Here is an 11,205-nt window from a genome sequence, read left to right on the forward strand (position 1 = left end):
GGCGGAGGCCCGGGCGCTGCCGCCCCTGCCTCCGCCGCCGTGGAAGACCCGCCGCGGTACCGCCGGCGCCGGTCAGCCCAGCTCGGCGTCGCGGGCGATGCCGAGTGCGCCCAGGTAGAGGCCGAGCGCCAGCCGGGCGATGGTCGGGTACGCGCCCAGGGGCTCCGCCGCCGGGCAGTCCACCTCGGCCGCAACGGACTTGAGCAGGTCGGCCTCGACCTCGGGGCCGACCAGGTACGGCGCCAGCGCGGGCTGCGCGCAGCCCGCCCCGCGCAGCTCGGCCACGGCTGCCGCCACCGAGCCGGGCTGGTCGAGCGAGGCGGCGACCACCGGCACGGCCAGGCGCGCGGCCAGCAGCACCCCGGTGATCCCGGCGTGCTGCAGCGCCTCCTCGCCGCCGACCGTGGCCAGCACCACGCCGTCGGCGGAGGTGTTCACGGCGAACAGCCGGGCCCGGTCGGCCCGGGCCAGTCCGGCCTCGGACAGCCGCACGTGCAGCGCCTCGGCCAGCAGCGGGTGCGGGCCGAGTGCGTCGGTGACGGTGAACTCCCCTTCCAGCGAGGCGAGGACGCTCTGCAGCGCGGCGCTGGCGCCGGGCAGCAGCGGTACGACCACCGGCGCGGCGATCTCGCTGCCGGCCGCCCGCTTCTCGGCGTCGCGCGCGAGCACGGCGGCCAGGGTCGGCGCGGTTTCGCCCTCGGAGAGGGCCTCCTGGCCCTCGGCGGGGGCGTCGTCGCCGGTCAGGACGGTCTCCGCGGCCAGGTAGACGGCGGTGGCGTCGATGCCGGGCTGCTCCGCGCGGACCAGCGAAACCAGCTCGTCGGCGATCTGCTGGGCGGCCGCGGTGGCCTCGCTGGGGACGGCCAGGAGCAGCGCGGGAGCACCCGCGGGTATCTCGGGTCGCTCGGGACGACGGTGGCGGCCACGCGCCCGCGAGCCGGGGGTGCGGACGGGCAGCGGGGTGCTGGGAGTGGCGGCAGAGCTCATGTCGGACGATCGTAGGTCATACGTGCGGACACCGGGAGACGGGCTCCCGCTTTGCACGGGTGAACTCCCGACCCTTTGTCGGTATTTGCCGGGGTTCGCCGGGGATCGGATTCCCATTCCGCCGAACGGCAGTGGCTAAACCTGCGGTCGGCATCCTCTCACCGGCCCCTCACCGGGCCGGTTTCCCGCACCGGTGGCGCGGAACTGACCCCGCGTCGGCCCCGCTCGCACTGTCCCCGGCCTGCGCAGAGGCTGCGGAGCGCCTGCGCGGGGCCTGCGGGCGGCCTGTGGCCGGATGGCCGGAACCTTCCGCTGGTGAGCAGCGTCACATAGGTGAGTCGTACAAATGGTTACTGACTGTGTGTTACTGCCGCGTTCCATGCCGTCGATCTTGCCGCTGACCGCACCGTCGCTGTCGCCCAGGGTCGCGGGCCTGTACCGCTATGTCCGGCTTTGCGAGGTCAGGTCGCGCGTCCGGAGCGGCAGTTGTCACATGTGGTGAACGCACGTGCACACGCATTGGCAGCTGCACGTGCACCTGCACTGGCGATACCATTACGTGCAGTGAGGCTACCCGCTGCCTCGCGGAGCACCACTCGCACTTTCGGGAGACACCTATGCGTCGCACGTACAACGGCATGGCTGCCACGGATATAGACGGCGTGGTCTGGCAGAAGAGCCGCCTGAGCAATTCGCAGGGGCAGTGCGTCGAGTTGGCCCGCCTGGCGGACGGAGACATCGCGGTGCGGAACTCCCGCTTCCCGTCCGGGCCCGCGCTCATCTACACCCGGGCGGAGATCGCGGCCCTGCTGGACGGGGTCAAGAAAGGCGAGTTCGACCACCTGGCCGAGTGAGCGGGGATCCGCCGACGCCCTCCGGTGGCACCGGGGGGCGCTTGTGAACGGGGGGCCGGTGCGCCGATCCGGTCCGGGCGTGGCGAGTGCGTCCGGGGCGTGGTGCGGGCCGGAACGGGGGCGGCGGCCCGGGTGCGTGTGCGGGCGTGCACCGGGGCCCGTGCGGGCGCTGACGGTACGGCGGGGGCCGGGTCCGTCCGGACGGCCGCCCTGTCGTGCCGTCAGCCCTCCCCGCCGGACAGGTCGAACAGGGCCCAGACCACCTTGCCGGCGGCTACGGGGTGCCAGCCCCAGGACTGGCTGAAGGAGTCCACCAGGTGCAGTCCCCGGCCGGACTCGGCGATGAAGTCCGCCTCCCGGGCGACCGGGCCGCTGGTGCTCGGGTCGCTCACCGCGCAGACCACCTGCGGCGACCGCCGGACCAGGCTGAGGCGTATCAGTGCGGACGGCGTGTGGCTGGCGTCCAGCTGCTGGTTGATCGGGTCCTGCGCGCCTCTGCGCCCCCAACAGCTGGTCCGCTGCGCCGGCGCCTGCGCGGCGGCCGGCCCGAGCGCGTGCCGCAGCGCATTGGTCACCAACTCGCTCGCCACCAGCGCGATGTCGTCGAAGAGATCGGTGAGCTGCCAGCGGTTGAGCGTGAGCTTGGTGAACTCCCGGGCGGTGCGCACCGACTCATGGCGTGGCGCGAGCGCGCAGCTGACCACGTCGGAGTCGGTGGCCACGGCGGCCACCGTCGAGCTCGGGCTCATGAAGAGCTCCTCCCATAAAGGCGCTGCGACGCCTGTCACCGCCTCGTCCCCGAAGGGCGCACGAGGCGGAAGATCGGCGTGGCACGAGGGGGGAGCGTGGTCCCCGCAGGACTGCCAGTGGGCGTGCAGGTGCACGTGCACCATGGTCCTCTTCGCATACGTCAGATGCAAGAGTGGATTCACGTGCATGTGCGCGGAAGGCAGATGCACGTGCATCTGCGTATGCACGGAGTAGTCTTCCGGTAGCACGCAGCAGCAGTCGCGGACCCGAGGGCACCGTCGTGCCTGTACATGCACCCTTCGGGGCCGGTTAGTGGCAGACTGTGCGCTGAATTCCAGGGTGGAGGTTCAACGGAATGACCACAGTTCAGCCGGGGAGCGGCTCGATGGTGCGCCGGATCCTCCTCGGCTCCCAGTTGCGCCGGCTCCGTGAGGGCAAGGGCATCACACGCGAGGACGCGGGCTACACGATCCGTGCCTCCGAGTCCAAGATCAGCCGCATGGAACTCGGGCGCGTCAGCTTCAAGGAGCGTGACGTGACGGACCTGCTCAGCCTGTACGGGGTCGAGGACGAGACCGAGCGCGCCGCGCTGCTGACGCTGGTGCGCGAGGCCAACCAGGCCGGTTGGTGGCACAGCTTCAGCGACGCCATGCCCAACTGGTTCCAGACCTACGTCGGCCTGGAGGAGGCGTCCGCGCTCATCCGGCTCTACGAGGTCCAGTTCGTCCCCGGGCTGCTGCAGACCGAGGACTACATGCGCTCGCTGATGACGCTGAACCGCCCCAACCTGGACCGCACCGAGGTCGACCGCCGGATCAACGTCCGGATGCACCGGCAGAAGCTGGTCGAGGACGCCGAGGGCCCCCGGCTGTGGGCCATCGTGGACGAAGCCGCGCTGCGCCGCCCGGTCGGCGGCCCCACCGTGATGCGCGCGCAGATCCAGCGGCTGATCGAGGCCGCCGACATGCCCAACGTCATCCTCCAGGTCATGCCGTTCCGCTTCGGCGGCCACGCGGCCGAGAGCGGCGCCTTCACCATCCTGCGCTTCCCCGAGCAGGACCTGCCGGACGTGGTCTACCTGGAGCAGCTCACCAGCGCCCTCTACCTGGACAAGCGCGACGACGTCGACCAGTACCTCCAGGTGATGGAGCGGCTCAGCGTCGACAGCCAGACCCCCGCCAGCAGCGTCGAGCTGCTCAGCGAGATGCTCAAGGAGTCCTGAACGGGCTCGGCCGCAGCAGCGGATCGAGCCCGTAGCGGACGAAGAGGTCGTCCCTGATCATGCGGGGCTCGGCCTCCGCGCCGGGCAGCAGCAGGCCCATGCAGGCCCCCATGAGGGCGCTGCGCAGCACCGCGTGCTCCGCCGCCGGGTCCTCGGCCCCGCGCCGCCCCAGCACCTGCTGCAGCAGCCCGCCGAAGCGCTTCTGCTCGGCGTCCTGGATGAACCCCTCGGCGCTCGGCGCCAGGATCAGCGACAGGTGGGTGCGCATCAGCGTCGGCCGCGCCGCCGCCAGCCCCAGTACCGTGTCGATGGACGTCGCCAGCCACAGGTCCGGCGCGTCGTCCTCGCCGAGCCCGGCCAGCGCCGCCCCCAGCGTCTGGTGCATCAGCCGGTGCATGGAGGTCTGCAGCAGGATCCGCTTGCCCGGGAAGTAGTACGACACCAGGCCCCGCGCCAGCCCGGCCCGCTCGGCGATGTCGCCCAGCGTGGTGCCCTCGAAGCCGCGCTCGTCCACCAGATCCACGGTCGCCTGCATGATGCGGGCCCGGGAGCGGGCGCGCATCGCCTCGTTGACTGCTGCCGCTCGGGGTGACATGGTGCTCCTGCGATCATTGGCTTCGAGCCAATATACGGCCGCGACCCTGGGCCGCGCGGGACCGGGCCGGATCGCCGACACGGGGGATCGGCGAACCGGTCCGGTCCGTCTCCACTACGGTCCGCCTCCATTGCACCACCCCCGCCCGCACCGCCTCCGCCCGGCCTTCCACGGCCGGCGTTCCACGGCCGCGGGCCGGGCCTCAGCGCGGCAGCGGGGTGCGCGGGCGGCTGCTGTTCTCGCGCGGCGGCGTGCGGACGCTCGGCCCGGTCTGCGCGGTGGGGCAGGCGTCCGGCATCGCCGGGTGCCGTCCGATGATGATCACGCCCAGCACGATGCACAGCAGGCCCACGCCCTCCCAGGCCAGCGCCCCCGAGGTCACCCGCAACCGGTCGCCGAGGAAGGCCACCCCGCAGGCGATGCCGGTCAGCGGCTGGGCCGCGGTCAGCGCGGGCAGCGACATCCGCAGCGGCGCGGCCTCGAACGCGCTCTGCACCAGCACCAGCCCCACCACCCCGATCGCCACCACCGCGTACAGCTGCCAGCTGTGCAGCAGCAGCTCCACCCCGCCGCGGTTGAAGCGCTGGCCGGAGGTCCGGGTCAGGGCGTCCTGCAGTCCGTAGAGCAGCCCCGCCGCCAGCGCCAGCAGCGTCGCCTCCTCCAGCATCGGCAGCCGCTTCGCTATCGACACCAGCAGCAGCGCCACCCCGGCCACCACCCCGAACACCAGCCAGTGCCGCAGCTCCCCGGCCTCGGTGCCGCCGCCGGTCGGCTGCCCGCCGAGGATGAACATGGCCACACCGGCGCCCAGCAGCAGCACCCCGCCCCAGCCCGACCGGCCCAGCGTCTGCCGGGTGATGGCCCGGGCCAGGCCCATGGCGAACAGCAGATTGGTCGCCAACAGCGGCTCCACCAGCGAGATCCGGCCCAGCGACAGCGCGACCGCGCTCATCACCTGCCCGCCCACCATGAACGCGATCCCCAGCAGCCACTCGCGCTGCCGCATCAGGCGCAGCAGCAGCCGGAACGACAGCATGTCCGAGGCCGGGGCCTGCTGCGCCGCGTGCTGCTGGAGCACGAAGCCGAGGCCGAGGAGACAGGCCGCGCCCAATCCGAGCAGAAAGACCGTCACGATGAGCCACCCAACATCCAGTGCAGCCCGGACGAGTCCGGGCGTAGCTCCTTCATCGGCAGCCTAGCGCGGTCCGATGAGAACGGCCTGAGCGTCGACCGGCCTCCCGCAGCCCCCGGGCAGCGCCCCCGGCCCGCCTCCCGGCGTCCGCGCGCACTCGCTGCTGCCGGACGTCCGCGCAGGTCAGCGCCGAGGCCAGGACCCGATGCGGGTCGCGCGGCCGGAGCCCGGGGCCGGGGTCAGAGCAGGGCGCGCAGCCCCGGGGCGAAGGCCAGCACCACCGGGGCGCCCAGGGCCACCAGGGCGGTCGCGGTCAGCCGCAGCCGGACCGCCACCGGCAGCCGGGGCTCGCCGGTCAGCAGCCGGTCGACCCGGCGCGGGACCTCCGCGAACGGCGCCGGACAGGTGGGGGAGTGGTCCGGGTTCAGCTCCACCAGGGCGATCGCGGTGGCCAGCCGCCCGTGCCGGCGGGCGGCGGAGTCGTCGGCGGCCAGTTCGACCAGACGGCCCACCTGCGAGCGGAACAACCCAAACACCCGGGCCCCGGGAAAGCCGGTGTTGAGCGCCTCGGCGCACTGCATCAGCCAGTGGTGCCGGGCCCGGACGTGGCCGCGCTCGTGCGCCAGCGCGGCGGCGAGCTCACGGTCGCTCAGCCGGTGCAGCGCCCCGGTGGTCACCACCAGCCGGGCGTCCGGCCCGGGCAGCGACCACGCCTGCGGCCGGGCGCTCTCCAGCACCACCAGTCGCTCCCGGGCGGCCGGCTCCCGGCCCAGCCCGGCCGGCAGCTCCGGGGCCCGCACTGTCAGCTCCCGCTGCCTGCGGCGGCGCAGCGCCCGGGCCGAGCGGACCTCGGCGGTGAGCGACTGCGCGGTGCGCACCCCGCCGTACGCCAGCAGCAGCGTCCCGGCGACGGCCCAGGGGCGGGCGTACGGCAGCCGGTACGCGGCCTCGACCCCGCGCGGGGCACCCAGGAACAGCAGCCGCCCGATCTCCGGCCAGGCGGCCGTGCTGGTCAGCAGCATCGACAGGCCGCAGCACAGCAGCACCGCCACCACCAGGCACTGCCAGGCCCACAGCGCCAGCACCGGCTCACGCTCCACCCAGCTCGCCCGCGCCAGCAGGCGCGGCCCGACGGTGGCCAGGAGCAGGCCGAGCACCAGCAGGGCTGGCAGGACGTTCAACGGGGCCCTCCGCTGGCAGGTCCGACGGCACGCGACACGGCGTACGTCCCCCAACGTAGACGCGGGCGGGCGGGCGCGTCAGCAGATCACCCGTTCCGTGACGGATGCCACTCGGCTGCCCCCGCGCCCGGACCTCCCGGCGCTCACATGGTGAGCAGCATGGCGAACATGCCCATGCCCAGCACCATCCGGCACGCCTGCGGCAGCTCCGGCGCGCCCAGCAGCCGCCGCGCCACGGAGCCGCGCGCGCCGCCGACCGGACCCCCCGCCACCCCCGCCGCTGCGCCCGCGGCCGGGGCGCCGATCAGTTGGACGCCGCTGACCAGCGCGTACCCGCCGAAGAACAGCAGCAGGCCGCCGGTCAGCAGCGGCGCCCCGGCGGAGCCCGCGCCGCCCGCCATCCCGGCCATGCCCGGCACGGTCGAGGCGGCGACCACCGCCATGTAGACCATCGCCAGGTGCCCGACCGCGTGGTAGAGGTGGTGCCCGCGATGGCCCGCATGGCCGGTCGATCCGGCCCCCTCCGGTGCCCGGGCGGCGCCGTCCCGGCTGGCCGGCCGCAGTCCCTCGGCCAGCGACCAGGCCGCCGCCCCGCCGAAGAGCACCGCCCAGACCGCCACCGGAACCCCCCGGGACAGCCCGTAGGGGAGCGCCATGGCTGCCATGCCCAACCCCTTGAGGGCTTCGGAGGCGTCCAGCTGCCGCTCGCCCCGCGCCGTCCCGGGCCGCAGCAGCCGTACCAAGCAGTACAGGCCCGTCATCCCCATCAGTCCGGTCAGCAGCCAGTCCACCACGCTGGAACCATGCATCCGGGCCCCTCTCGACACAGCGCTCGAGCGCTGCCTCCACCATGACGGGCGGCACAGGAGAACTACAGGGCGCAATGGGGGGCGCACGCTCGCAGCGCACTCCTCCCTACGGAGGATCTGCGGCCGACCCCCGAGGCCCGGCGTACTCCGATGGGAGTACGCCGCCACCGCTGTGCCCCGTCGGGACTACGAACCGACAGGCCGTTAATCATCCCCGGGTCTGTCTTCCCTGGCGAAAGCGCTCGTTACGTTTGACCGGCCCGAGTCGTCAGGCGAATGGCAGGCAGGCCCTGCGTCAGCCCCTGCGTCAGCGACAAAGCAACCGAAGCAGGGACGGACGACACACCCATGGGACGACTCCTTCGCCTCCCGATGCAGCGCCGCGCCGGAGCACAGCTCCCCACCCCGCCGCGTGCAGTGATCGTCTCCGCCAGTGTCGGCGCGGGCCATGACGCCGTCGCCGGGGAACTGGCCGCCCGCCTGGAGGAGGCCGGAGTCGTCGTCGACCGCCACGACTTCCTGGACGTGCTGCCCGGCCCGGCCGGACGCATCCTGGTCGGCTCCTACCACCGGATGCTGGAGCGCGCCCCGTGGAGCTGGAAGCTGCTCTACGGCAGCCTCGACAACCGGCGCGGGGTCGCCATGCAGGCCGGCCTGTTCACCTTCCTGGCCGGACGCCGGATGAAGGCCCTCCTCCCCGCCGACACCAGCATCATCGTCTCCACCTACCCGCTCGCCAGCCAGGTGCTGGGACGCCTGCGCAGGCGCGGCAAGGTCGAGCAGAAGGTGCACACCTACCTCACCGACTTCTCCGTGCACGCGCTGTGGACCTGCGCCGACGTCGACTCCCACCTCGCCATCCACCAGGTCCCCGCCGCCCAGGCCCGGGGCGCGGGCTGCGGCGGCGTCTCGGTGATCGCCCCGGTGGTGGACCGCCGCTTCACCCCGGTCACCCCCCGGCTGCGCCGCGCCGCCCGGGCCCGCCTCGGCCTGCCGCAGGACGCCAGGCTGGCGCTGCTGGTCGGCGGCTCCTGGGGGGCGGGCGAGATCGAGCGCACCGTCGGCGACATCGAGGCCGCCGACCCCGGCATCACCTGCGTCGTGGTCTGCGGCCGCAACGAGACTCTGCGCGAGCGGCTGCTGGCGGCCGGCGTCCGGCACGCCTACGGCTGGGTGGACGACATGCCCAGCCTCATGCACGCCTCCGACGTCCTGGTCCAGAACGCGGGCGGGATGACCGTCCTGGAGGCCGTCGCCGCCGGGCTGCCGGTGATCACCTACCGCTCCATACCCGGGCACGGCCTGACCAACGCGGCCGCCCTGGACGAGGCCGGCGTCGCCCGCTGGGTCCGCGCCCAGGGCGAGCTGGCGGACGCCCTCGGCCAGGCGGTCAGCTCCGGCCGGGCCGCGACCGCCGCCGACGGCGCCCGGGTGGTGGCCCTGCCCGGCGTCGACGTCGTGGACCTGCTGCTGGAGAGCGCCGGCCTGGACCGCCCGGCCGCCCGCACCGGCGCCGCCCGGATCGCGGCCGACCACGCCGCAGCCGCAGCGACCGCCGCCGCGGCCGTTGCCGTCGCTGTCGCCGGGCACCCCGCAGACAAGGCCAACGCCCCGATGGAGTACGTCCGTTGAGTCGAGCACTGAAGACCGCAGCCGCTCTCGCCGGGGGGCTCGCACTCGCGCACGCCGCCCCGGCGCTCACCTCGATCCAGCCGCTGGAGCCGCTGCGCACCCGGTTCTTCCCGGGCTACGGCGGCAAGGGCGACCCCGGCCATGTCGCGCTCACCTTCGACGACGGCCCCGACCCGCTGTCCACGCCGCGCTTCCTCAAGCTGCTGGAGAGCCGGGGGCTGAAGGCCACCTTCTTCCTGCTCGGCTTCATGCTGGAACGCGATCCGGGCCTCGGCCGGGAGATCGCCGCCGCCGGGCACGAGATCGCCGTCCACGGCTACCTGCACCGCCCGATGCTGGTGCGCACCCCCCGGCAGACCCGGGACGACCTGCACCGCGCCCGGGACCTGGTCGCCACCGCGACCGGCGAGGCCCCGCGCTTCTACCGCCCCCCGTACGGCATCGCCACCACCTCGGCGCTGACCACGGCGCGTTCGCTGGGCATGACCCCGGTGCTGTGGACCAGCTGGGGCGCGGACTGGCGCTCCGGAGCCACCGGCACCTCCGTCTACGACACGGTCACCGGCAACCTCGACGGCGGCGGCACCATCCTGCTGCACGACTCCGACTGCACCTCGGCCCCGGCGTCCTGGACGGCGACGCTGAGCGCCCTGCCGCGCATCCTGGACCACTGCGAGGCCCAGGGCTGGAAGGTCGGCCCGCTGGCCCGGCACGGGCTCGCCACGGCGTGAGCCCACGGCGCTGACCCACGGCCCTGAGCCGACGACGGCGGTGGCACCCGGATCTCCGGGGTGCCACCGCCGTCGTCGCGTTGCGCAGGGCGGCCTCAGACGGCCACCGACTCCTCGATCTCCTCCTCGGCGGCCGCCTCCGCGTCGCCCGCCGCCGTCAGCGCCCGGGCCCGCCGCTGCTCGGCGAACCGGGCCAGCGCGGTCGTCAGCAGCCCCACCACCAGCCACAGCGCCAGCGTGACCAGGTTGCGGTCCAGGCCGTGGCCGCCGAAGTAGACCAGGTCGCGGGCGCCCTCGACGAAGCCCGCGCCGTTCCAGAACGCGTGCAGCCCGCCGAAGAAGCCGTTCTGCAGCTCGGGCCGGAAGATCCCGCCGGAGCTGGTGAAGTTCAGCATGACGAACAGCACCATCACCCCGAGCGTGGTCCACCGCTTCAGGAAGGTGTGCAGGCCGACGCCGACGAACAGGATGCCGGCCGAGTAGAGCCAGGACATGCCCCAGACGCCCCACAGCCCGTGGTCGACGATGTGGAACAGCGGTCCGGCGAACAGCGCGCCGAGCAGGCTCACCGCGAAGGACACCCCGACCACCAGCAGCGCCCGCACCCGCATGGGCAGCGTCCCGCCCGCCCCGCCGAGCACCGCCACCGAGGCGTACGAGCCGATGCTGACCGCCACCAGCAGGAAGAACAGGCCCTGCCCGGTCGGGTCGCCGGGGGCCGGCGGGGCCACGTCGTCCACGGCCAGCGGCGCGCCCTGGGCGCTCGCCAGCGGGGTGAAGACCTTCTCGACGGCGGTCGCGTCGGTGTCCGAGCCGGCCGAGGCGACCAGCAGCTGCGGCGCCCTGCCGGGGAGGTACGCCCCGGCGATGTCCCGGTGCATCAGCGCGGTCACCGCGGCCTGCCGGTCCGGCACGGTGCGGACGTCCAGCGCCTGCCCGGCGTCCTGGCCGAGCGTGCGGGCCAGGGCGGTGGCCGAGGGGCCGCTGCCGACCACGGCGACCGGCAGGTGGTGCGGCGCGGGTGAGGCGAACGCACCGAGGTAGGCGAGGCCCATCCCCAGGCACATCAGCAGCGGGGTCAGCAGGTGCGTCAGCACGTGGCGCAGCTCGGTCGTCTCAGCTCGTTGCCCGGCGGACATCGGCCCTACCTCCAGAAGGTTGGCATTTACAACTTAACTTCAAGTTGTACTATACAACCAATGGGCCATGGATGCACGCCCGCCCGCCTGGCACCGTCGGAGGGCAGGGGAGAAAGTAGGCTGAAAGCCGCAAAGGGTGCGCGGTCGTCAGCCCACCCTTGAACGGGACAACC

11 protein-coding genes are annotated in these 11,205 nt (G+C 73.7%); 4 read left to right on the forward strand and 7 right to left on the reverse strand.

Features of this window, described 5'->3' with window-relative positions; translation table 11 throughout:
* Positions 1-72 precede the first annotated feature (72 nt).
* Complete coding sequence (locus tag GXW83_RS10310; protein ID WP_182442774.1) at positions 73-987, reverse strand: sirohydrochlorin chelatase; 915 nt, start codon at positions 985-987, stop codon at positions 73-75.
* Between the two features lie 617 nt (positions 988-1,604).
* On the opposite strand from GXW83_RS10310, the gene GXW83_RS10315 reads away from it, so the two are divergent.
* Complete coding sequence (locus GXW83_RS10315) at positions 1,605-1,841, forward strand: DUF397 domain-containing protein (protein WP_182442775.1); 237 nt, start codon at positions 1,605-1,607, stop codon at positions 1,839-1,841.
* A gap of 221 nt (positions 1,842-2,062) precedes the next feature.
* Here the strand turns inward: GXW83_RS10315 and GXW83_RS10320 are convergent, their stop codons facing one another.
* Complete coding sequence (locus tag GXW83_RS10320; RefSeq protein ID WP_182442776.1) at positions 2,063-2,590, reverse strand: ATP-binding protein; 528 nt, start codon at positions 2,588-2,590, stop codon at positions 2,063-2,065.
* 356 nt (positions 2,591-2,946) lie between these two features.
* Here GXW83_RS10320 and GXW83_RS10325 point away from each other — a divergent pair, with 356 nt between their 5' ends.
* Positions 2,947-3,813 (forward strand): helix-turn-helix transcriptional regulator, encoded by an 867-nt coding sequence (locus GXW83_RS10325; protein ID WP_182442777.1) that lies wholly within the window; start codon positions 2,947-2,949, stop codon positions 3,811-3,813.
* On the opposite strand, the gene GXW83_RS10330 is transcribed toward GXW83_RS10325, so the two are convergent.
* The 4 genes from GXW83_RS10330 to GXW83_RS10345 form a co-directional block, all read right to left on the reverse strand.
* Complete coding sequence (locus GXW83_RS10330; RefSeq protein WP_182442778.1) at positions 3,800-4,408, reverse strand: TetR/AcrR family transcriptional regulator; 609 nt, start codon at positions 4,406-4,408, stop codon at positions 3,800-3,802. The two genes, GXW83_RS10325 and GXW83_RS10330, sit on opposite strands and share 14 nt — an antisense overlap.
* 202 nt (positions 4,409-4,610) lie before the next feature.
* A complete protein-coding gene (locus tag GXW83_RS10335) occupies positions 4,611-5,540 on the reverse strand; it encodes a DMT family transporter (RefSeq protein ID WP_182442779.1) in 930 nt (309 codons plus the stop codon).
* 239 nt (positions 5,541-5,779) lie between these two features.
* Positions 5,780-6,721 (reverse strand): M56 family metallopeptidase, encoded by a 942-nt coding sequence (locus GXW83_RS10340; RefSeq protein WP_182442780.1) that lies wholly within the window; start codon positions 6,719-6,721, stop codon positions 5,780-5,782.
* Positions 6,722-6,864: 143 nt separating this feature from the next.
* Complete coding sequence (locus GXW83_RS10345; RefSeq protein WP_182442781.1) at positions 6,865-7,530, reverse strand: DUF5134 domain-containing protein; 666 nt, start codon at positions 7,528-7,530, stop codon at positions 6,865-6,867.
* Between the two features lie 348 nt (positions 7,531-7,878).
* Between GXW83_RS10345 and GXW83_RS10350 the strand changes: the two genes are divergently transcribed.
* Both GXW83_RS10350 and GXW83_RS10355 read left to right on the forward strand, forming a co-directional pair.
* Positions 7,879-9,162, forward strand: a complete 1,284-nt coding sequence (locus GXW83_RS10350; RefSeq protein ID WP_182442782.1) for a glycosyltransferase — start codon at positions 7,879-7,881, stop codon at positions 9,160-9,162.
* Positions 9,159-9,893, forward strand: a complete 735-nt coding sequence (locus GXW83_RS10355; protein WP_182442783.1) for a polysaccharide deacetylase family protein — start codon at positions 9,159-9,161, stop codon at positions 9,891-9,893. Before GXW83_RS10350 ends, GXW83_RS10355 begins: the two co-directional genes overlap by 4 nt.
* Before the next feature lie 95 nt (positions 9,894-9,988).
* Here the strand turns inward: GXW83_RS10355 and GXW83_RS10360 are convergent, their stop codons facing one another.
* Positions 9,989-11,032: a hypothetical protein gene (locus GXW83_RS10360; RefSeq protein WP_182442784.1), complete on the reverse strand. Its 1,044-nt coding sequence runs from the start codon at positions 11,030-11,032 to the stop codon at positions 9,989-9,991.
* Positions 11,033-11,205: the final 173 nt, after the last annotated feature.

The sequence above is a fragment of the Streptacidiphilus sp. PB12-B1b genome, from assembly GCF_014084125.1.
Taxonomy (GTDB): domain Bacteria; phylum Actinomycetota; class Actinomycetes; order Streptomycetales; family Streptomycetaceae; genus Streptacidiphilus.